At 57.5% G+C, this 21013-nt stretch carries 21 protein-coding genes and 1 pseudogene; 6 read left to right on the top strand and 16 right to left on the bottom strand.

Annotated features, from left to right (window positions below; all coding sequences use genetic code 11):
- Positions 1 to 28: 28 nt before the first annotated feature.
- From ACZ0A4_RS13925 to ACZ0A4_RS13915, 3 genes are all read right to left on the bottom strand, one after another.
- The gene (locus ACZ0A4_RS13925; RefSeq protein WP_463575214.1) at positions 29 to 3781 is read right to left on the bottom strand and encodes an NACHT domain-containing protein; all 3753 of its coding nucleotides are present in this window, start codon (positions 3779 to 3781) and stop codon (positions 29 to 31) included.
- Between the two features lie 342 nt (positions 3782 to 4123).
- Positions 4124 to 4846 carry an AbiU2 domain-containing protein gene (locus ACZ0A4_RS13920; protein ID WP_463575211.1) on the bottom strand — a complete coding sequence of 241 codons (723 nt, stop codon included), beginning with the start codon at positions 4844 to 4846 and terminating at the stop codon, positions 4124 to 4126.
- A gap of 97 nt (positions 4847 to 4943) precedes the next feature.
- Positions 4944 to 5159 (bottom strand): hypothetical protein, encoded by a 216-nt coding sequence (locus tag ACZ0A4_RS13915; protein ID WP_463575209.1) that lies wholly within the window; start codon positions 5157 to 5159, stop codon positions 4944 to 4946.
- A 617-nt stretch (positions 5160 to 5776) separates the two neighbouring features.
- On the opposite strand from ACZ0A4_RS13915, the gene ACZ0A4_RS13910 reads away from it, so the two are divergent.
- Complete coding sequence (locus ACZ0A4_RS13910) at positions 5777 to 6139, top strand: DUF6124 family protein (protein ID WP_095050540.1); 363 nt, start codon at positions 5777 to 5779, stop codon at positions 6137 to 6139.
- Positions 6140 to 6249: 110 nt separating this feature from the next.
- Here ACZ0A4_RS13910 and ACZ0A4_RS13905 read toward each other — a convergent pair whose 3' ends face one another.
- The 4 genes from ACZ0A4_RS13905 to ACZ0A4_RS13890 form a co-directional block, all read right to left on the bottom strand.
- On the bottom strand, positions 6250 to 6654 hold the full coding sequence (locus tag ACZ0A4_RS13905; RefSeq protein ID WP_186624050.1) for a DUF7079 family protein: 405 nt from the start codon (positions 6652 to 6654) through the stop codon (positions 6250 to 6252).
- A gap of 349 nt (positions 6655 to 7003) precedes the next feature.
- Positions 7004 to 8419 (bottom strand): amino acid permease, encoded by a 1416-nt coding sequence (locus ACZ0A4_RS13900; RefSeq protein WP_186624051.1) that lies wholly within the window; start codon positions 8417 to 8419, stop codon positions 7004 to 7006.
- A gap of 127 nt (positions 8420 to 8546) precedes the next feature.
- Positions 8547 to 9599: an ornithine cyclodeaminase gene (locus ACZ0A4_RS13895; RefSeq protein ID WP_463575206.1), complete on the bottom strand. Its 1053-nt coding sequence runs from the start codon at positions 9597 to 9599 to the stop codon at positions 8547 to 8549.
- Between the two features lie 50 nt (positions 9600 to 9649).
- Positions 9650 to 10684 carry a histone deacetylase family protein gene (locus ACZ0A4_RS13890; RefSeq protein WP_463575204.1) on the bottom strand — a complete coding sequence of 345 codons (1035 nt, stop codon included), beginning with the start codon at positions 10682 to 10684 and terminating at the stop codon, positions 9650 to 9652.
- Between the two features lie 119 nt (positions 10685 to 10803).
- On the opposite strand from ACZ0A4_RS13890, the gene ACZ0A4_RS13885 reads away from it, so the two are divergent.
- Positions 10804 to 11304, top strand: coding sequence for an Lrp/AsnC family transcriptional regulator (locus tag ACZ0A4_RS13885; protein ID WP_093433799.1), 501 nt, complete (start codon positions 10804 to 10806; stop codon positions 11302 to 11304).
- Between the two features lie 77 nt (positions 11305 to 11381).
- On the opposite strand, the gene ACZ0A4_RS13880 is transcribed toward ACZ0A4_RS13885, so the two are convergent.
- Positions 11382 to 11750: a DUF7079 family protein gene (locus ACZ0A4_RS13880; RefSeq protein ID WP_463575201.1), complete on the bottom strand. Its 369-nt coding sequence runs from the start codon at positions 11748 to 11750 to the stop codon at positions 11382 to 11384.
- A 17-nt stretch (positions 11751 to 11767) separates the two neighbouring features.
- Entirely contained in the window at positions 11768 to 12319 is a 552-nt protein-coding gene (gene pseH / locus ACZ0A4_RS13875; protein WP_463575199.1) for a UDP-4-amino-4,6-dideoxy-N-acetyl-beta-L-altrosamine N-acetyltransferase, read from the bottom strand.
- A 135-nt stretch (positions 12320 to 12454) separates the two neighbouring features.
- Here pseH and ACZ0A4_RS13870 point away from each other — a divergent pair, with 135 nt between their 5' ends.
- Positions 12455 to 12664 (top strand): hypothetical protein, encoded by a 210-nt coding sequence (locus ACZ0A4_RS13870; RefSeq protein ID WP_463575197.1) that lies wholly within the window; start codon positions 12455 to 12457, stop codon positions 12662 to 12664.
- 3 nt (positions 12665 to 12667) lie between these two features.
- Here the strand turns inward: ACZ0A4_RS13870 and ACZ0A4_RS13865 are convergent, their stop codons facing one another.
- Genes ACZ0A4_RS13865 through ACZ0A4_RS13840 form a run of 6 tightly spaced genes read right to left on the bottom strand, consistent with a single transcriptional unit; the run spans position 12668 to position 18109 of the window.
- Entirely contained in the window at positions 12668 to 13459 is a 792-nt protein-coding gene (locus ACZ0A4_RS13865) for a transporter substrate-binding domain-containing protein (RefSeq protein WP_463575196.1), read from the bottom strand.
- Between the two features lie 58 nt (positions 13460 to 13517).
- Positions 13518 to 14387 carry a copper homeostasis membrane protein CopD gene (gene copD, locus ACZ0A4_RS13860; RefSeq protein ID WP_463575193.1) on the bottom strand — a complete coding sequence of 290 codons (870 nt, stop codon included), beginning with the start codon at positions 14385 to 14387 and terminating at the stop codon, positions 13518 to 13520.
- 3 nt (positions 14388 to 14390) lie between these two features.
- On the bottom strand, positions 14391 to 14765 hold the full coding sequence (gene copC / locus ACZ0A4_RS13855; protein ID WP_463575191.1) for a copper homeostasis periplasmic binding protein CopC: 375 nt from the start codon (positions 14763 to 14765) through the stop codon (positions 14391 to 14393).
- 31 nt (positions 14766 to 14796) lie between these two features.
- Positions 14797 to 15666: a copper resistance protein B gene (locus ACZ0A4_RS13850; RefSeq protein ID WP_463575190.1), complete on the bottom strand. Its 870-nt coding sequence runs from the start codon at positions 15664 to 15666 to the stop codon at positions 14797 to 14799.
- 11 nt (positions 15667 to 15677) lie between these two features.
- Complete coding sequence (locus ACZ0A4_RS13845) at positions 15678 to 17375, bottom strand: copper resistance system multicopper oxidase (protein WP_463575188.1); 1698 nt, start codon at positions 17373 to 17375, stop codon at positions 15678 to 15680.
- Between the two features lie 53 nt (positions 17376 to 17428).
- The gene (locus tag ACZ0A4_RS13840; RefSeq protein WP_463575186.1) at positions 17429 to 18109 is read right to left on the bottom strand and encodes an FMN-dependent NADH-azoreductase; all 681 of its coding nucleotides are present in this window, start codon (positions 18107 to 18109) and stop codon (positions 17429 to 17431) included.
- Between the two features lie 100 nt (positions 18110 to 18209).
- On the opposite strand from ACZ0A4_RS13840, the gene ACZ0A4_RS13835 reads away from it, so the two are divergent.
- Positions 18210 to 19064, top strand: coding sequence for a LysR family transcriptional regulator (locus tag ACZ0A4_RS13835; protein WP_463575184.1), 855 nt, complete (start codon positions 18210 to 18212; stop codon positions 19062 to 19064).
- Between the two features lie 6 nt (positions 19065 to 19070).
- Here the strand turns inward: ACZ0A4_RS13835 and ACZ0A4_RS13830 are convergent, their stop codons facing one another.
- A complete protein-coding gene (locus ACZ0A4_RS13830; protein WP_463575182.1) occupies positions 19071 to 19541 on the bottom strand; it encodes a hypothetical protein in 471 nt (156 codons plus the stop codon).
- A 165-nt stretch (positions 19542 to 19706) separates the two neighbouring features.
- Between ACZ0A4_RS13830 and ACZ0A4_RS13825 the strand changes: the two genes are divergently transcribed.
- Positions 19707 to 20372, top strand: coding sequence for a ribonuclease T2 (locus tag ACZ0A4_RS13825; RefSeq protein ID WP_463575180.1), 666 nt, complete (start codon positions 19707 to 19709; stop codon positions 20370 to 20372).
- Between the two features lie 135 nt (positions 20373 to 20507).
- Positions 20508 to 21013, top strand: a pseudogene (locus ACZ0A4_RS13820) (PAAR domain-containing protein).

Raw genomic sequence — 21013 nt, 5'->3', positions numbered from 1 at the left:
GCATCCAGCTCGGTAACTTTTGAGGGGGTTAACGCCGCATTGAGCCGTCCTCGTTGATCAAGCGCTCGCCCCGAGCTTCCTCTACTGAACGAATCAGCCAAAACCAGCAATTCTCACGGCGATGAGGTAATACATCAATAATTTGGAATACCTCTTCACGCGAGTAGGCTCTGAGCATATTCCCGGCATGGTGCAATTGGTGCCATTCAGGTGAATGATCGAGGACGCGTTTCAGAAGGTCCTGGTGTACAGCACGATGCAGGGGATTTGCCGTAGCGGCTAGTCGATACAGTAAACGTTCTTGATCGATATCTCTCGATGCAATGCATCGTCGGAGAGCATCGATAGGAAACATCTCGAAGCTTTCAGCGAATACTTCTGGGATGAGCGCGGCGAGAGCAGGCACAGCAAGCATTCGATCCAGCAGCGGAGCGTTGTAGGCAGCGATCCTCTTTAACGCTATCAGCACCGCTGCCGAACGCTTGTCGTCGAGGTGATGCACAACATATTCGATGGCGACTTCTGGCGTGAGAGCCAACAATTCCGGTGTGAAATGGTCCTCCCATTGGCTCATCATGGAATGAAGCGCAATCCAATTGGGAAAAGGATGCTCAATGCCTTCAGTTGTCTTAACGCCCAGCACTAGACCAGATTTTTTTTGCCAGTCCCTATACAGCAAAAGGGCTTGATGAAGGTGATAGGCTGGAAGTGCGTTGGGTTGCTCAACAATAAATCTTACTATGCTAGGTATACCCTCCGGGTAAACTCGCGCAATAGCATTTAGGAAATCATGTGCCGCTTTCGGCCGCATTGGACTTCCTAGGCGGCGCCAGATCTCGTCGATGAGCGTGACCGGAGCGCTCGGAAGCCAGTGCATATGGCTTAGTGCGGGGATCTCGTCGATGTCCGCGAAGGACAGGGGCAATTGTTTAATTAACTCAGGTAATACTCCTTCACCATGGCGCGCGATTAGAACCCGCCAGCCAGCCTCGTCATGACCCGCAGTAATCCAAGCGCGCGCCGTTTCGTCATCAATTTCGGGTGAGAATTTCTTGGCAAGTTTGTGATGATGAGTGGCGCCAGTTGCCAAAGCCACTCGCTGAAAACGAGCGACCCATGGTGCGCCAAATTCCACGATAGCAAATCCGAGAAGTTCCTGCGCACGTTGCGTCATAGACGGGAAGTCTGAGAGTAGAAGACCGAACACGGCGTCATCACCGCATCCGACCAGCACTCTATTAATTTCAATCCACCCACTGGAATTTAACTCTACGACGGATTCGATCAATCGTCCGTATTCTGCAGCAATGAACCGAGCCAGGGCTTTATTGCCACGTCTAGAGGCTGCAGGCCGAAGTAGCCACGCATGCGAAGCGATGACAGTGTCGAGATGCGGACGAACCCAACGTGGTACATCGCCACAGCAACCAAGCGCAGTTGCGGCCGCCTCTGCCCAACTGATCTGATCGTTGGCCGCAATGTTCTCGAGCCACAGACTCCACTCCGGTCCACCACTTTCAGCAATTGCATCGAGAACCATGCTGCTATTCGGTGCCCCTATCCAATCAGAGAGCGTAGCTCGTTGATCATAAAAGATTTTTGGCCTAAGGACTTGCTTCCACTCCGATGGATAAATGTTGGATCGTCCTAGATCAGCGAGAACTTCCAGTGCGGGGCGAAAGAGCTCTGGGCGCCCGCCTGCCAGTGCAGCAATAGCGGCACGATTGCGCACGGCTAAGAGAGGATCTGCCAGAGCGCATAAAAGTGATTCTGTTAGTGCCGGAGTAGGGCGATTCGCACCCCGGCTTGTGTCGAGTGCGGCAGCAAGCAAAAAGTCTTGCTTAAAGGTTGCGGTTACATCGCTCTCAGCTGCGCTTGCACCCGACTGAATAGCCAAGGCATAGCTCTCGCGCGTCCGCAGAGAGTCTACCGCTCGCTCGGCGACAACATCGACCAGTAGGCCGCGTCCAGTTAGCCAACTCCAGTAAAGGTCGTGGCAGGGAACTGCCTGACCGCCGCGCTCTAAAATGGTGCCAAGGTTCCTTAGTAGCCTGGCCGGGTCAGTAATTCCCAACTTAGCAGATCGAGTTTGGAGCTCATCCATGAGACGACCAAATGATCTTGTTCCCTCCAGAGAAAGTTCGGACACGGCACCGGCGAGTGCTTCGGTGAAGCGCTCCGGTAGCCCTTGCATAAGGTGCTCATGGAATTGACGTAGGAGGTCGCCGATCGTCGCAGAGCGCGCGTCTGAAAGAACTTGGATGACCAAAAGTAGGGGTGATCTTAAAAGGTCAATCACCGTACTAGGTGGAGGCGCTTCGGCTGGGGTCGCGGCTGTGACTACGCGCTCTACCTGATCCGGCGGCAGGAGATCGAGGTTCCACTGTTTAAGGGGGCCATCATCCATATCAGCGAACTTGGCCGTCGCTACTAAGCGAGCGCTCCTTAAAGCACGCAGTGCACGTCGCTTTTCTCCTACCTTCGAAGCCCCGGCGAATTCGGACCAGCTGTCGACGAAAATACATATTCGTGGATCTTGGAATAATGTGGTTACTTTGACTCCCGGGGCCGCCTCCGTGATCATCTCTTCTAAATCGTGCCAGCCTGTCGCTTGCCCTGCAGGAAGATAGATAGGAATGGTCGTGCCGGCTGCGAGCAATTTGTTTGCTGTGTGCCAGAGAGCATGCGTCTTGCCTGAACCTGGTTGACCGATAATGAGGTGTCTTTTTTCCGGGAGCCCAATGAGATCTGACAAAGAGGCGCTCGCGGGAACCCCGTCTAACTTGACTTCGGTGAGACGCGGCTCCACGGAGAATGCGTCCATAAGGGCATCCCTAGCTGAGGGCTTGGCTCCAGGGAAGAGCAGGTCGATAGATGGCGGGGCGCCATTCTCAATTAACAACTCCGCCAAGTCGCGTAACTCTTCAATGGATAGAGCATTGCTTGGCCGCTCGGAGCGCCTACCTAATATGTCTACGGCGACACTTGATGGAACTGCGATTGACGTCGCGCGCTCTAGACAAGCCTGAAGCTGTTTCCCGTCCAAGCGACGTGGATTCGGGCCCAGCACACAAGCAACAGTATCGCGGAAGACAATATCGTATGCGCGATGTGCCATATCCGCAGTCGACAGAAGCTGGTCTCGACGATTCACTAAAGTGCGCCGATTACTTTCCTCAAGAGAGCGCCAATCCGGGGCACCGCATGCAAACACTATTGGACTGAAAAGCTCAGTTCTTAACTGCTCGGGAAGGCTATTTGTTACAAAAGTTCGAAGCTCCTTAGAAAGCGTCCGCTGAAGAAGAGCTATGCGAAGCTCTTCAACACTCCCTCCAGATGCAGCCGCTTCCCACGCCGTCAGGCCAGCCACGCCGGAGGGCAACGCATTCTTTCTCTCCTGCCCGACATAAGACGTGGTCAGAAACACTAACCTTACTTCGCGGCCAGGATTGTAAGTCCGCAACCTGTGCAGAGACTCAATTGCAGCTAGGACATCCGGGGAGTTCAGCGTCACAGTCCCGGACTCGCGCGTGTCCTTCACCTGTGTAGCCTTAAGAACGTCATCAACCCTACCCGGCTCACGGAGAAGCTCGGTGAAGTCCTCAGCGATCTCCAGGTAGAGGTCATCGCCTACCCCCAGCTCCAGCCATGCGGCAGCTGAGGCGTGGAGCTGATAGACATATCCACGAAGCGATGCAGTTGCTTGCCGCATTAAGTCTTCTGGTGGAACGATCCAAATCTGAGAAGGGTTTCCGAAAACAGAAATTGGCATGGTCGACATTGATGTTGACTCTGGGCAAAGCAGCGGAGTGGTAACACGCTGCGCAGTATCGAAGTGGCTAGATACTAAACCTGAATCGCCCCGGTTTTCCTAGAGATTTCGAACTCTCAAAAGGACGCAAGCTGAGGCTAGTTTCAATCAGTACGCTTATGACTGAAAGCAGACCTGGGTGGGTGAGGCTTCGGGATGATCGTTAAAAGCGTTTTAGGGCATGTTTAGGGTAAATTGAGGCCGCTGTAGGCTTCAGAGAACCAAAATGCCAGGCCTGAATGCCCGAGGTTTTTGGGCCTGAAGCGGTCTGTAAATATATTAGATCTGGAGTTCAAAATTTGTGTGGTTCTGCTAGCCGCCTACTACGTCAACGCTCCAGAAAGCCGCGCTCGCGTTCTTCAGCTGCTCATCGAGCGATTCCCATGCGAACCCGGCATTGCGGATAAGCATCCCGATGATCTCCACAAGGCGTTGCATCTGCTCTACGGTTGCTTTGATGTCGCCCCATTTAATGTCTAATGTGCTGATGTCAACAAACTGGTATTTATCTGCTACATAGCGCACTTCTGTATGTGCAGATACCCTGTCACGGATAGTTCTGAATGACTTAATTGTTGCACTGGTGGATAGCGCTGACCATAGTTTGGTGGCCTCGCAATACAACTCATCGAATTGGGGTCCGAGCTGAGCCTCTTCACGCAGCTCCATGCGTCTGAGGGCCTCAAGTATTTCAGTGTCGGTCACATCCTTGCCGTTAGTTAATTTCCAGCTAGCAAACTGTTCACGTAGTGTTTGTCGAAGCGTGTCGTCAGCCAGCGCTTGAATACTATTGTTAAGGCTTGGTGTTCGCGGATCATCATCGAACGTCAGTTTCGCTATGTCCTGCGCACATGAGAGGAATAATGAGTGCTTAAGAATGCTAAACCCCATAGCTCGCTTTCCGGAGCCAAGGGTTGTCACGACAGCTTCATCGAAGAGCATGGGGTCGAGGATCGAATACCTCTGACGCATTTCAATAAATGCGTCCAGTAAATGAGATGCGTGGGCCTGAATTTTTTCAAGCGGCGTAGGCATGAGTAGCACCTCTATCAGCCATGTAAAACAGATCTTGCCGTCGGTGTCGGAGAGCGGCCAAACAACGCTGATTCCGAAACGGCAAAGCCGATCGAATCTATCCCTCGCTCTTTCCCCTCAGCTTGGCCAAGCCCTGCTTGATGTAACCAGCGTTCTCTCCGATGACCCACAAGGCGCCACGAACGTTTTCGCCAATCTCGGCCAAACCTTGTTGTTCTGCATGAAGCGTCAGCTCCATCAGAGCTGCTTCCAGCCCGAGCTGATTCTGGTAGATCCTTTCCAGCACATCCCCTAACGAATATTTGTCTGACATTACACCGACTCCTTTCGAAAAAGAAAAGCATAGTACCGGTAGTGCCCTTTGTCGGCGGTAATTGTTGCATGCTTAGAAATTGCTACAAAGCGAAGAAGTTACAGCGGATTAGCCCATCTGGCTGGTACGTTGGGGGAGAGCTATGCCCAATCCATCATCGGAGCGACGGAAAGCGCTCGGGAAAAGAAAGCTGTGCTCTGTGCGCTGGTGACAGCATTTAAGTCGATCAGCGTGCTCGTAGAGCCTTTTTAAACGGAAAAAACGTGTTTGTTTAAAAGAAGCCTGTTCCTGCAGTCCTAAGCCTACACTCCCTTGCGCCTCCCCCTACACCTAAGACAGAATCCCCCGGCTTGTGCCTCTAGCCCGCACGTTCTATCGTCCCCACATCACTGAAAACCAGTGATCGGGTTTGGTAGCCCGTTTCGTGTCTAGATGCATTGCATCACCTAATTCAGTCGCTTTTCCAGGACGCGGATTTCATGGTGGTCATGCGTGGGGCCCATTCGTGGGCGCCGGGTTCTAGTGCGACCGGTCTACCAACCCGCGTATGGCCGCCACCCATCGTTTGGTAGCATGGGTGATGGCTTCTTTTAGTAATCGCGCTAGAGGTTCCATCTATGTTCAAAGTAACGCCCAACCCACCAGAAACCGATCCCGCATCCCCCTACGAATCCCTCAACTCCAAAAAACTCCACGAAGCCGCCGAGCGCGCGCTCGATCACTACCTCCTTCCCGCCGGGCACATCATGGCCAGCGTCAACGAGCCCGAGCGCATGTACCTCGCCAATCCAAAGTACGACTCGGAATCCCTGCTGGCCAATGCCAGTGAAACGCTGAGTTCCGCTTCCGAAATGCTCAACAACTTCGCCGCAGCACTAGACCCCTCGCATCGCAAAACCGCGCTGGGCATTGCGCAGGTGGTGATGTTGGGGGAGTTGGCGGTGAATCAGGCGTTGGATAACGTTGAGGTTAAAGCTTAAATCCTATCCCACTGTGGCGAGCGGCTTAACCGCCGCCACGGTGGGGCTGTTAGCGCGCTGTGATCGAAAGGGATCTCGGTGGTAACCTGGGCTATCGAGCACGGCAGCGCTCATTTTCGGTAATGCCTGGAAATCTCTTTCCATATGTATTTGTATCGAAACTCAAGCCAGCGAATCAGCAGTTTGTCTAGCTGACGTCTGAAACGGCTGCGTTCTCGAGCTTTCAATGTTTCTGCGATGTCAGCCTTCAATTGCTCCAGGTTGAACGCCGACCAAATCATCGGGATCACGGTCTCGAGATTCGTATGGCACACCGGTGCCACTTCTTCATAGAGGATTCGCTTGATCTCTTGCCGATCATAGTCCTCAGTTTGGCGCGCAATGAATTCGTAGTTGACCTCATTGTCGACAAACGCGTCGGATAACGACCAATAGACATCGGAGCGCTCTTTTTCAGTCGCTGATGCCCAGCTTCGCTTGGCGGGGGCAGTGTTGGAGGAGGTTGGTTTGTCCATGTTTGACTTCCTGTCTCAATGGGAGCGAGCGTATCAAGCCTGAGCGACCCACACCCCAATAAAACAATCTTTGGTATGTCCATACTCGCGCAGTTAAAGCCAACCGTCAGGATGACGGTCAGCGCGAGAGCGTGGTCAGCGGATTATCCAAACCGGATGGCATGGCGGCGGCTCGGGGTGGATGGGTTTTCAGTCTCAAATGATCGTCGCCAGTGGCCGAGGGACTTATCTGTTGGCCGAGGACAGGCGAGATCGGTAGTTGGAGCTGATTACGCCCTCTGATCATGCTGGTTAAAACATGCACTGAAAAAAAGCCGTCACTTCCAGGTGTAGGCTTTCTCTCGCAGCTCTAGCCAAACTGCCCCGCCGACTCAACCGCAGATTTCGGCTTCCTCAACCGCGTCAACTGATAAGCAATCCCCAACCAGACAAACCACCCCGGCATGACCATCAACGCAATCCGCGTGTCAGGCCGCAACGCCAGCAACCCCAGCACAAACCCCAAAAATGCCAACGAAAACCAAGCCATCGGCACTCCGCCGGGCATCTTGTAAGCCGACTTCGCATGCAGATCCGGGCGTTTTTTCCGGTAGGCGATGTAAGACGCGAGGATGGTCGACCAGGTGAAGATCACCAGAATCGCCGACACGGTGGAGACGATGGTGAACGCGGTCATGACTTCCGGCACGATGAACAGCACCAGCACGCCGACCAGCATCAACAGCGTGGTGAACGCCAGGCTCAGCAGCGGCACGCTGTTGCTCGACAGTCGGCGGAATAGGCCGGGGGCGTTGTCTTGATTGGCCAGCCCGAACAGCATGCGGCTCGATGAAAACACGCCGCTGTTGGCCGAGGAGGCCGCTGAGGTCAGGACCACGAAGTTGACGATGCCGGCCGCTGCGGGGAACCCGGCGACGAGGAACAGTTCGACGAAGGGGCTCTTGACGGGGGAGACCTGTTGCCACGAGGTCACGGCGATAATGCAGGTCAGTGCCAGCACGTAGAACAGGATGATCCGCAGCGGAATCGAGTTGATCGCTTTGGGCAGGGTCTTCTCCGGCGAGCGGGTTTCGGCGGCGGCGGTGCCGATCAGCTCGGTGCCGGCGAAGGAGAAGATCGCCATTTGAAATCCGGCGAAGAAGCCGAACAAGCCGTTAGGGAACGCTGCCTGTTTGTCCACCAGGTGACTCAGGGACGCGGTGACGCCGCTGGGCGAGACGAAGGAGCTGGCGATCAGCACGGTGCTGACGCCGATCAGGGTCACGACGGCAATGATCTTGATGATCGCGAACCAGAATTCCACTTCACCGAACAGTCTGACGGTCAGCACGTTGAGCGCGAACAGGGTTGCGAGCATGCCGACGGCGGGTATCCATGCCGGTACGTCGGGGAACCAGTACTGGAAAAATCCGCCGACCACGACGGCATCGCCGATCACCGCCACGCTCCAGCTAAGCCAGTACGACCAGCCGAGGAAGAACGCCGCGCGCGGGCCGAGGTAGGCACCGGCGAAGTCGGCGAAGGTTTTGAAGTTGAGGTTGGACAGGAGCATTTCGCCCATGGCGCGCATGACGAAAAACACGAACAGACCGATGATCATGTAGATGAGGATGATCGACGTCCCGGAGAGGGCGATGATCTTCCCGGAGCCCATGAACAGGCCGGTTCCGATGGCACCGCCCATGGCCATTAACTGGATGTGACGATTGCTGAGCGTGCGCTGCAGCGCGGGCTGTTCAGGCAGCCCGGAAGGGGTCGATTTCATTGCAAAACCTCTTGATTTTATGTTTTTGAGTTTTGGCAGAAAGCAGGTGTCGAGCGTTCTTGTTAGAGGTGCAACGGCTAATCACAAGGTGAATCGCCCCCTGTGGCTTGGGGGCGGTCATGACCGATCAACTGACGGTGCGCAGACGCGAGGTTTTGGCCGGTTGCGGATCGAGCAACTGGAAGAGGTTTTTGATGTTGGCCGGCGTCGGCACCAGGTGGATGCGCTGGCCGATTTGCTGTGCCTGAGCCAGGTCTTTCAGGTAGCGCAGTGAGGAAAAGTCTTCCAGGGCAAAACCCACCGAATCGAAGACCGTCACCTGCGCATCGTTTTCGCGTCCGGCGACTTCGCCCTGCACAATCCGGAAAAACTCGATCACCGGGGAATCGGCTTCCAGTTGCTGAATGTCGCCTTCAATGCGCGTTTGCGGCTCGAACTCGACGATGACCCGGGCGTTGCGCAGGATGTCGGCGTGCAGTTCGGTTTTACCCGGGCAGTCACCGCCGACCGCATTGATGTGCATGCCGGGCTCGATCATGTCGGGGGTCAGAATGGTTGCGTAGGCTTTGTCGGCGGTGACCGTGGTGACGATGTCCGCGCCCTTGACCGCGTCCTTCACCGAGCTGGCCAGAATCACTTCGATGTCCGGGAACTCCGCGAGGTTGTGCTTCAACTTGAGTGAAGCGTCGCGATCGATATCGAAGATACGGATTTCGTTGATGCCCAACATTTCATGAAAGGCCAGCGCCTGGAATTCACTTTGCGCACCGTTGCCGATCAGGGCCATCGAAGTCGCACCCGGGCGCGCCAGCGATTGCGCGACCAGCGCGGAGGTTGCGGCGGTGCGTACGGCGGTGGTCAAGGTCAGTTCGCTGAGCAGGGTCGGATAGCCACTCTTCACATCGGCCAGCAGACCGAAGGCCATGACCGTGAGCAAATTCTGCTGGCCGTTGTTCGGGTGGCCGTTGACGTATTTGAACGAGTACTGCTGGCCGTCGTCGGTGGGCATCAACTCGATCACGCCGTCTGCCGAGTGATTGGCCGTGCGCGGCGATTTATCAAACTGCGCCCAGCGTGCGTAGTCCGCTGCGATGTAGCTGGCCATTTCGCGGATGGCGCGGCGAATGCCGACTTGGGTGAACAGGCGTGCAGCATCATCGACATCAATAAAAAGCGTCATGGTCTTATTCTCCGATCCAGTCATTGAAAGGTTGTAGAGCGCGAGCTGGCTCAACTGCGTTTGCTCTCGAAACCGTGCAGCACGTTGACGGCATTGATGCCGATTTCATCGACCATGTAGCCGCCCTCCATGACGAATAGGGTCGGGCAGCCGACGCTAGCGATCAGTTCGCCGATGCCGATGAAGTCCTCGCTTTCGAGCAGGAAGTGGCTGATGGGGTCGTCCTTGAACGTGTCGACACCGAGGGAAATCACCAGCACTTCAGGCGCGAACTGCTGGAGTTTTTTGCAGGCGTGGAGCAGGGCGTTGCGATAGCTCTCCCACGTGGTGTTTTTCGGCAGTGGATAGTTGAGGTTGTAACCCTCGCCGACACCCGCGCCGACTTCGTGGCTGTAGCCTGAGAAGTACGGATAGGACACCGCCGGTTCGCCGTGCAATGACACGAACATCACGTCACTGCGCTGGTAAAAAATGTTCTGCGTGCCGTTGCCGTGGTGGAAGTCGACGTCCAGCACCGCGACGCGTTTGGCGCCCTGGGTGATGGCTTGTTGCGCGGCGATGGCGGCGTTGTTGAGGTAGCAATAACCGCCCATGTATTCGCGCGCGGCGTGATGGCCGGGCGGGCGGCACAGGGCGAAGGCGCTGTCGTGACCTTCATCAATCAACGCTAGGCCGGTGAGGGCGATGTCGGCGCTGGTTTTCACCGCTTGCCAGGTCGTTGCCGTAATGGGCGAACCGGCATCCATGGCATAGAAACCGAGCTTGCCATCGATGAACGTCGGCACCTCTTCGTTGGCCAGATCGCGCACCGGCCACACCAACGGCAAGGCGTCGTGGGTGCGACCGGTTGCGCACCATTCGCTCCAGGCACTTTCGAGAAAACTGACGTAGCGCTCGCTGTGTGCGTTGACGTAGCACGAGCGATCAAATGCGCGCGGTTCGACGATCTGCCCGAGGCCGACCTGTTTGACCCGGTTGTGCACGGTGTCGGCCCGACTCGGTTGTTCGAACGACGGTTTGAGCACGCCGTCTTTCAATTCGGTGCCGTGGTGCAAACGGTGGGAATCACTGAAAACTGTAAACATTCTGCGCATCCGTTATTGTTAGCCAGTGCAAATATTCTGTTCCGGCTGGGCTGCGCTTTCTTTGCTTTGTGTTCGTGGTTTGGTGGATTAATCGGGCGTTTTTACTCAGGAATAGCGTCATGCAGAAAAAAATATCCAAACGCATCAGTCTCGACGAGACCGACCTGGCAATTCTTGAGTTGCTGCAGGAAGACGCCAGCATTTCCAACGCTGAACTCAGTGAGCGACTGTCGCTGAGCCTTACGCCGTGCTGGCGGCGGCGCAAGCGCATGGAGGAGGCGGGGGTGATCAAGGGCTATCAGGCCAACCTTGATCGGCGAATGCTCGGGCTGGATATCATGGCGTTCGTGCACATTCGTTTTTCCACCCACGCCGACCACGCGCCTGATGCCTTCGAGGCAGTGATTGCGCAATTGCCGCAGGTGGTGGCCTGCCACAAGATCACCGGCGATGCCGATTACGTGTTGCAGGTGTTGGCGGAAGATCTTGATAGTTACAGCGACTTTATCGAGCAGGTGCTCAGGCGTCAGGTGGGGATTGCGTCTATTCAGTCCAGCCTGGCGTTGCGCGAGGTCAAGACGGGTAGCCGTATTGCGATTCCCAAACCGGGGAAGGACTGAACGGGCAGAGGGGCAATCATCTTTTCAGTTTAAACGCGTTGTAAGTCGTTGATGCGCTATTGCCACGCAGGGCTGTATCAACTCCAGCCTTTGCAGTGAGCGGTAATCTCTGCCCAGACTTCCCGATAGCTGAATCGCAACCACGCGGTGTGCAGCTTATGCAGTTGCCGCCGAATCCAGCTGTTCGTGTTTGCGAGCAGCATTTGCTCGATGTCCCTGTTCAACGCATCGGGTTCGAAACCTGTCCAGACCGGCGGGAGTACACATTCCAGGTTCCAGGCGCAGACGACGGCAACTTCGGCATACAGAATATCTTTAACCTGTTCCGGGTCGTAGCCTTCGACTTCGCGGGCGATGTAGGGATAATCGACGCCGGTGTCGACGAAAATATCGGAGAGGGCTGCGCGGATTTTGTATAGGTCGGCAGGGTTCAGTTCACGTTTCAAACGCAATGCTCCAGGCCTTAAACGGCGTTGAGTCGCTCGATCACAGGCGCCAAGGCAGGGCGCTTGTGTTGCCATTCGTCTTTGGTAATACCTAGTAGAACAACGTCGATCCGCGCACCATCCCTGAAGATGTTCTGCCGCCGGACGCCTTCAATCTCAAAGCCGAACTTCTGATGCATCTTCACCACTGCCGCGTTCATCGCCAGCACTTCGCAGTTCAGCTTCTCCAGCCCTGCCACGCCAAACGCGTAATCAAGCATCCAGAATTCAACGACACTGCCCAATCCCTTGCCCTGCAACCCCACGTCCAGATAAAACGCCCAATCCGCGCTCTTGTGCAGCACGTTGATCGCATTCAACGAAACAACCCCCACCGCTTGCTCATCCTTGATCACCACAAACACTTGCTGGCGCGGATTACCCTGCAAAGAGTTCAGCCATATGGCATGTTCCTGCTCACTGATCTCATGCGAGGTGTACATGAACTTGCGCACGTCCGGTTGATTGCGCAGGGTGCGGACGTGGGCCTGGACAGCGGGGCTGGCGTCGGTGAGGGGCAGGAATTGCATGGGGATGTCCTTGTCGGCGGATAAGCGATTCTGAACTGGCGCTGTCGATCAGCAAAGTTTCATCTTGCCGTGTGCGGCGCAGGCCTAGGATGTTGGCACAAGGTCGTCGTTTTTCATCCCGAGGGGAATCGTGCCATGAGCGCCAATGTCGTCAAAGTGCTGTTGATTGCTGCTGTGTCGGTGTTGAGTGCCTGTTCGGGCGCGGGTGGCTTGACCACTACAAGTTGTTTCTCCAGCGACTGTCAGTCGCCGGAGGGGCGTAATGCCAATACGTTGAAGTTTGGCGGCAACAGTATCGGCAGCAGTCTCAATCAGTACAGCTCCGGAATGTTGCATGACGATTGAGGATTACTGCGCGGCAGGTACGGCAATCCATTCGCTCAGGGTTTGCTGATATTTACCGGTGACTTTGCTCAAGTGCAGCCACTGATCAACGTACAGTTTCCAGCTGATGTCATCGCGCGGTAGCAGGTAAGCCTTCTCGCCGTACTGCATGTACTGATGCGGATTTACCGCACACAAGCCCGGTTTGAGTTTCTGCTGATACAGCGCTTCCGAGGCGTCGGTGATCATCACGTCGGCCTGGTTGTCGAGCAGTTGCTGGAAGATCGTCACGTTGTCGTGCAGGGCCAGTTGCGCCTTGGGCAGGAAGGCGTGGACGAAGGCTTCATTGGTGCCGCCGGCGGGTTCGACCAGGCGCACGTTGGGCTGGTTGATCTGTTCGACGGTCTGGTACTTGCTGACATCGGCGCAGCGTACCAGCGGGATCTTGCCGTCGGTGTCGAGGGTGTTGCTGAAATAGGCTTTTTTCTGCCGCTCCAGCGTCACCGAGATACCGCCCATGCCGATGTCGCATTTCCCGGCCTGCATGTCCGGCATCAGGGTTTTCCAGGTGGTTTGCACCCATTGCACTTTGACGCCGAGGCTGTCGCCCAGTGAGCGGGCCATGGCGATGTCGATGCCTTCGAAGTCGCCGTCGGGGCGTTTGAAGGTGTAGGGCTTGTAGTCGCCCGTGGTGCAGACGCGCAGTTCGCCCTGTTGCTGGATGCTGTCGAGGTGTGAAGGGTTTTGCTCTGCGTGAGCGCCGGCGGCCAGGGTCAGCAGGCCGCAGAAGATCATCGTGCTTTTTAGAGTTGTCATTGCAAATGGGCTTCTGAAAAGGAAGGTGGCCCAGTGTAGTGAAAGGCTTTCCCGGGTGTCATCCCGCGTCCGGACTCAACGTGCCGAGCCACGCCACCAGTGCCACGATCAGCAATGCGATTGCCAGTTCAACTGCAACGCTGCGTCTTAGCGCATTCGCCGCGACGACATGTTGTCCATCGCGCAGTGCCTGCTGCAATGCCGGACCAAGATGAAAGCGATTCAACGCCGCCAACACCAACATTGCGGCAAACAGTAAAACCTTGATCGCCAGCAGCATCCCGTACGTGCCGAGTAACACTTCATCCAGCCTCGGGCCGACGATAAACAAGTAATTCACCACGCCGGTGATCGACAGCGTCAGCACAATCGCTGCGCCGACCCATTCAAAGCGCCGGACCGCAAACGCCAGCGAACGAATGCGCGCTTCATCAACCAGCCCCCGCGCCATCAACACCAGCGCCAGCATCGCACCCAGCCACGCACCCGCTGCGAGCAGGTGCAGAATGTCGCTGAGAAAATGCCAGAACCGCAGCGCTCCCTCGTCCATCGCCCCGTGCCCGCTCCAGGCCAGAGAGGCGAGGGCGATTGCGCCGGCAAACGATGCAAGCCACCAACCCGGCCGAATCGCCACGACGATCAATGCAGTCATCCGCACTGCCCACGCCATCCCGACATCCGTTTCCAACACCATCATTTGCACATGCGGCCACAGCGCCGCGAGCGCCGTTTCGCCGCTCATGGCGCTGGTCATCAGCACCAATCCTGCCACTGACAACAACGCCCCGATCAATGCCATCCCGCGCAGCATCGGCCGAAACCGCAGCAGCGTCTCAGCGCTGTACAGCACAAACAACGCCAGCCCGAACACCAGCAGCAAATCCACATACAACGCAAACCGCAGAATGATGTTGATCAGTTCGCCCATCGCTCACTTCACTTTGAACGTGACGTTGCCGGTGATCGGGTGCGTGTCGCTGGACACCGCGCGCCATTCGACCTGGTAAGTGCCGGCGGGCAACGGAGAGAGCGGGGTGATCAGCATGCTTTTCGGGTCGCTGCCGGCGCTGACCTTGGCTTTCATCGGCATCGGCGAATGGGCCATGCCGGGCATTTCGGTCATGACCAGTTTGGCGCCGGAGAATTGCGTCAGCAGGTTCTCGGAAAAATGCAGTTCGATCCTGTCTGGCGCGGCGCCGTCAGCCCCTTCGGCCGGGGTCGACGAGAGCAGTTTCGGGTGGGCCTGGGCGAGGTTGCTCAGGAGCAAGGCGCTGGCGAGTACGAGGGTGATTTTCAAGGTGCGCATGCAAGAGCTCCGGGTTGTTTTCCAAGGGGATTCAAAACCACATCCGCACGCCAAGCACGAGGCGTGCTTCGCTGCGATCCTCGCCTTCTTCACGGGCGTAATCGGCGCTGTTGCCGTAGGTGCGGTTCCACGTCACGCCGATGTAGGGCGCAAATTCACGGCTGATTTCATAGCGCAAACGCAGGCCGGCTTCGGTATTGGCAAGCCCGGAACCGATACCGCGTTGTGGATCGTTTTTGCCGTAGACATTGAGTTCGGCGGTGGGCTGCAGGATCAGGCGATTGGTCAGCAGGATGTCGTAGTCACCCTCCAACCGGACGGCGCTCTGGCCGCCTTCACCGATAAACGCAGTGGCCTCGGCTTCGAAGTTGTACAGCGCCATGCCCTGCAAACCGAACGCGGCCCAGGTCTGCGGCGCGCCGGGTTTGAAGTCCTGACGCACGCCGCTGACCACATCCCACCACGGCGATATCGCATGGCCCCAGAGCGCTTGAATCTCGGCGTCTTCGGTCTTGCCATTGCTGCGTTCGCCTTCGGAGCGCAGCCACAGCCGATCAATATCGCCCCCGATCCAGCCGGACAGATCCCAGGCCAACGTGCTGCCGTCATCGGCGTTCTGCCATTCGAGTTTGTCGGCAAGAAAGTAAGTGTTGATTTTGCTGTCGTGGACCTGATGGCCACCGGGGCTGGTGAACACGGCGGCGCGGTCGGTGTCGGTCAGCGGCGGGATCGGCGTGCGGCTTTCGGTCGGGGCGGCGGGCTGCATCATGCCGTCGTCCATGCTTTGCATGGCCGGGTGATCCATGCCGGGCATCTGGCTGTGATCCATGCCCGGCATGTCGCCGGCGGCCATCGCCGAGCTGCCGATCAGCAGCAAGGCAAACGCAGTGAATCGAATCATCAGCGGCCCCTTCATGCTTCCACCCGCACTTCGCGGAACATGCCCGTTTCCATGTGGTAAAGCAGATGGCAGTGATAAGCCCAGCGGCCCAGTGCGTCGGCCGTCACGCGGTAACTGCGGCGGGTGCCAGGCGGCATGTCGATGGTGTGTTTGCGCACCTGGAAGTCGCCGTTTTCGTCTTCCAGATCGCTCCACATGCCGTGCAGGTGAATCGGGTGGGTCATCATCGTGTCGTTGACCAGCACCAGACGGATGCGCTCGCCGTACTTCAGGCGCAACGGTTCGGCGTCGGAGAATTTGATGCCGTTGAACGACCAGGCGAATTTTTCCATATGGCCGGTCAGGTGCAATTCGACCGTGCGGCTCGGGTCGCGGCCATCCGGGTCTTCGAAAGTGCTGCGCAGGTCGGCGTAGCTCAGCACGCGGCGGCCGTTGTTGCGCAGACCGAGGCCGGGGTCGTTGAGTTTAGGCGCGGTGGTCATGGCTTGCATGTCCACCAGCGGATTGTCTTTTTCGCTGTCGGGATGGGATTGCATCGGGCCCATCGTCGAGTGATCCATGGCGCTCATGTCCATCAAACCGTGATCCATGCCACCCATGCCCATGTCGTCCATGCTCACCAGCGGACGCGGGTCCGGAGCCGGCACGGGCGCAGAGAGTCCGGCGCGAGTGGCGAGGGTGCCACGGGCATAACCGGTGCGATCCATGGCCTGGGCAAACAGGGTGTACGCCTCGGCGTCCGGCTCGATGATGACGTCGTAAGTCTCGGCCACGGCGATGCGCAGTTCATCGACGCTGACCGGTTTGACGTGCAAGCCATCCGCCGCGACCACCGTCATTTTCAGCCCGGGAATGCGCACGTCGAAGTAAGTCATCGCCGAGCCGTTGATCAGACGCAGGCGCAGTTTTTCGCCGGGGCGAAACAGGCCGGTCCAGTGGTTATCCGGTGCATGGCCGTTCATCAGGAAGGTGTAGGTGGCGCCACTGACGTCGGCGATGTCGGTGGGGTTCATGTTCATTTCTGCCCACATCGTGCGATCGGCGACGGTGGCGCCCCAGCCTTTTTCGCTGACGTCACTGATGAAGTCGCCGACAGTGCGTTTGTGGAAGTTGAAGTAGTCGGATTGCTTTTTCAGGGTCTTCATCAGGCTGGCCGGGTCTTCGTCGGTCCAGTCGCTGAGCATCACCACGAACTCGCGGTCGTACTGGAACGGCTCCGCTTCCTTGGCGTCGATCACCAGCGGGCCGTAGACGCCGGCCTGTTCCTGCAAGCCGGAATGGCTGTGATACCAGTAGGTGCCGTTCTGCCGCACCTTGAATTGATAGACGTACACGCCGCCCGGTTCGATGCCGTGAAAACTCAGGCCCGGCACGCCGTCCATGTTCGCCGGCAGCAGAATGCCGTGCCAGTGAATCGAGGTGCTGACGCTGAGCCGGTTGCGCACCCGCAGCGTCACGGTGTCGCCTTCGCGCCAGCGCAGCAACGGGCCGGGCAGACTGCCATTGATGGTCATGGCGGTGCGCGGGCTGCCGGTGAAGTTGACCGGGGTTTCGCCGATGAACAACTCGAAGTCGCTGCCGCTCAGTTCATTTAATTGAGCGGGCGCATTCAGCGCCCAGACCGGCGTGCGCCACAGGCCCAGGCCGCCGAGCAGACTGCCGGCGGCGAGGCCATTGACGAAGGTGCGTCGTGATGGGTGGGAAGGCATGCGCTGGAAATCCCCGTGTGACTCATGACGGGGAGGCTAACCAGCGCCAGCTTTCAGTTGGCTGAGGCGGGGATTACAGTTTTGACAGGTTCATTTGCGGCGAGATGATCCGCCAGATCCCGCGCCTGTTGTGAGGCCGCAAGGCGCGCCTGACGATCGATGTCTTCGCCGAGAATGGTCTTCTCGACGCGTAACTCATGCACATCGCTGATGCCGATAAACTCGAGCCACGCGGCCACGTAGGGTTTCTGAAAATCGAAACGCTCGGCGGGTGTGGCCGATTGCGCAGAGAAATCCATCCCGCAGGCATAGGCGCCCACGGCGGTTTTGTTTTTCAGCAAACCTTGCAGACCGTGCAGGGGATCGAAACTGAAGAGGATGTCTTTCTGCGACACCAGGTCGATGAAGTGCTTGAGCTTGTACGGAATGCTGAAATTCCACAGCGGCACCGACAGCACAATCACGTCGGCGCGATGCAGGTACGCGGCGAGGTGCTTGAGTTCATTCCACGCCGATTGCTGGGCGGGCGTCAGCGGCGTGCCATTGAGGCCTGCGTACTTGGCGTTCATTGCGTCCTCGCCGAACTCCGGCAGCGACATGCCCCACAGATCCAGGGTTTCGAAGTGGGTCTGCGGATGATGCTGCAGATAGCGATCAATAAAGCTGCGCGCCACTTGCAGTGAGGCAGAGCGCTGTTTGCGCGGTGAACATTCGATGTGAAGAAGGGTGGTCACGTGAAGCCTCGCAGTCGGGTAGTGAGTGCGAGGCATTGCAACATAGCGCGCTTCAAACTATAAATCGTGAATAAATTGTCCATTGATCACGTATCTAACTATGTTCGACGCCCTTTTGTTGAAGACCTTTGTCACCGTTGTCGATGAGGACGGCTTCAGCCGTGCTGCGCAAAAACTGCATTTGACGCAATCGGCGGTCAGCGGTCATCTGCGCCGGCTCGAAGAACAGGTCGGCAAGCCGCTGCTCAAGCGCACCACCCGTTCTCAGCAACTCACCGCCGACGGCGAGCGTTTGATCGCCTATGCGCGGACGATTCTGGCGTTGAACCGCGATGCCTGGGCGCAGCTCACGCGCACGCCGTTTCAGGGGCGGATGCGGATTGGCGTGTCCGAAGATTTTGTCGAGGCGCGTTTGCTGCGCGCGTTGCAGGATTGCGCGGCGCAGCATCCGGGTATGGAGATCGATGTGCAGGTAAATATTCCGGGGACGTTGCTGGGCCAGATGCGGCAGGGCGATCTGGAGATGGTCATCGGTTCGCTGTGTGAAACCGGCGAGTCGGGGCGTTTACTCTGGCAGGAGCCGCTTGTGTGGGCGTGGGCCGCGCAACCTGTCACGCAGTTGCCGAAGCCATTGCCGCTGGCGCTGTTCCCCCAGCCTTGCCCGTATCGCGAGGCGGCGTTGACGCGATTGGCTCAATCCGGCATTTCCCAGCGCACAGCGATGCTTTGTTCAAGCACCGCCGGGTTGCGCGCAGCGGCGTTGGCCGGGTTTGCCGTGGCGCCGATGCCGGTCAGTCAACTGGGGCAAGGCTTGGTCGCGCTGGAAGCGGAACAGGGCTTGCCGGCGTTACCGGACGCGCAGTTCCGCTTGTTTGTCGCGCCTCACGCTGAGCCGCAGATGATCGATGCGCTATCGCAGGTGATCGTCGAGTTTTGCTCGGCGCGGCGGCAGTAATCGGGGCTAGAGGCCGAGCCCTTCCTGCACCGCCAGCAAAAGATTGTTTTCGGTCAGTGCGATGGCGTCCAGCTGCTGACCTGTTTCAAGCGACTGCACCCACCAATGGCTTTCACCGTGCTCATCCACGGTACGCAGCAGATAGGTATCCGTGGCTGACGGGATGATCTGCACCCGCCCGGCGCCATCCTCGGTAAACCGCGCAATGGGATCGAATGTCAGGGTTTGATGATTGGCTTCGATCACCAGTTGGTCGATGGCGTAATCGTGGGTTTCGCCATCGGGCGAGCTTTCGCAAACGTGGGTCGGATTGCGCCGAATCTTCAGGCCGACTTCAGTCACCGGTTGCAGCCACGCTTCGATGCGGTGGTACAAGTCGTACACCTGCGCCGGCCAGCAATCGATCTCCAGCGCGGCATCCGCATGGGTGTGCCGGGTTTGCTTGAGTTTGGCGGCGAGTTCGTCTGCTTTACTCATTTCGGATCCCTTGGTTTGATGTCTGCCTGTTAATCGTAGACCTTTCAACGGGGTACGGTGTTGCCTTGCGTCATGCGCTTGCAACACAAGCGTGTCGAAATCAGCGCTGGCCAAGTCTGGTCAGGATCGAAAACCACGGACGCAGGCGTCCCAAGGAGCGGGTAGATGAAAAAGCTGTTTACAATTTTGGCAATGATTGCGCTGACGGCCGGTAGCATTGGTTTGAGTTCGGCGCGCCAATCGCAGTCGAGCAATGCGCAGGCGGAATCGGTGGCGGGGGTGTTCGATTATTACCTGCTGGCGCTGTCCTGGTCGCCGACCTTTTGTCTGACCCACAAAGATGACTCGCAGTGCACGGGCAAGGGCTACGGCTTCGTGCTTCACGGTTTGTGGCCGCAATACGCCAAGGGCGGCTGGCCGGAATCCTGCCCGCCGCTGACCACGCTGAACGCGGCGCAAACCAGCAAAGGCCTGACGCTCTTCCCGACCAAGAAACTGCTCGACCACGAATGGTCCAAGCACGGCACCTGCAGCGGCCTCGGCGCGATGGGCTATCTGGATGAAGCGGACAAAGCGGTCGCGGCGGTGAAAATCCCGGACGAACTGCAACCGTTCAGCAGCTCCTACTACTTCGAAGCTCAGGAAATCGCCGACCTGTTCCGCAAAGCCAACCCGGGCATTCCAGCCGATGGCATCGCCGTCATTTGCAGCGGCCCGGAGCTGTCGGAAGTGCGCGTGTGCATGGGCAAGGATTTGCAGTTCGGCGCCTGTGGCAAGGGTGTGAAAACCCAGTGCCGGGCGGGGGATATCCGGGTGCCGCCGTCGCGCTAACCTGAGCGGTTTCCACGTATCAAAAAGGCGCCCGATCGGGCGCCTTTTTTGGTCTGGAGGTTTGAAGTACCCGGCGAACTCCCGCATGCTTGCACCCCCGAAAGGATGACCACGTTACATTGCAAGGAGCTGTTCATGAGCGGAAAACCCGCCGCCCGCGTCACCGATCCAACCGCCTGTCCATTGCCGGGACATGGCACCAATCCCCTAGCCAGTGGCTCGCCGAATGTCAATTTCGACGGTCTGGCGGCTGCGCGAATGACTGACAAATCCGCCTGCGGCAGCCCGATTACCGGTGCTGTTGCGTCGACGGTGTTCATCAACGGTTTGAACGCCGCGACACTGGACAGCACCGGTGGGCACGGCAACGTCGTCATCGGCGGTTCAGGCACGGTCATCATCGGTGACACGGTGACACGGTGACATCGGCTCCCTTCAGTGGCTTGTTACCGATGCCGGTGCATTTCACTGACAGGTTGAAACTGGTCAATGACGTAACCGGTGAGCCGATGCCTGATCATCCTTACGTTATTCAGCGCGCTGACGGACGTCTGGAACATGGGGTGTCTGACGCGAACGGATTTACTCACCAAGTCAGCTCGCACCTGCCTGAAACCATCAAGTTGTTTTTGGAGGAGTGA

The organism is Pseudomonas sp. AC172 (genome assembly GCF_979258595.1).
This window is presented reverse-complemented; position numbering and strand designations above follow the sequence as displayed.